At 72.3% G+C, this 433-nt stretch carries 1 pseudogene; it reads left to right on the forward strand.

The annotated features are described in order from the left end of the window. Positions 1 to 41 precede the first annotated feature (41 nt). Positions 42 to 433, forward strand: a pseudogene (locus D7X96_RS39265) (TIGR02270 family protein); the annotation flags it as partial.

The following is a 433-nucleotide window of genomic DNA, read 5'->3' on the forward strand; positions in this document are numbered from 1 at the left end:
ATGCTCGGCTGTCACGCGCCCTGAGCCATGCCCATCCCACCGTGAGCACCGCCGCCCTGGAGACCGGGTTGCTGCTGGGCTCGCGTGAGGCCTGGGAGCACGCCCGGGGTTCCGCGTCGCGCGGCGCGCTCCTCGCGCTCGCCGTGGCGGGTGAGTCGAAGGACCTCACGGGCCTCCTCGCGCGCCTGAAGGATGGCTCCGCACCAGCGGAGGTCATCTGGGCGGTGGGCTTCAGTGGCAGGCTCCTGGCGGCTGAGGCGTTGCTGCCGCTGCTGCGCGATGAGGCCCAGGGCCCGCTGGCCGCGGCCTCCTTCGCCGCCATCACCGGACTCCCCATGGTGCCTCCTTTCCTCGTGGAGGTACCCGCCGACGAAGAGGAGGACGCGGAGGAGGAGGCCGAACCCGAGAAAGAGGACCTCCAGGCGTGGCTCCC

It is taken from the genome of Corallococcus interemptor (assembly GCF_003668875.1).
GTDB classification, from domain to species: Bacteria; Myxococcota; Myxococcia; order Myxococcales; family Myxococcaceae; genus Corallococcus; species Corallococcus interemptor.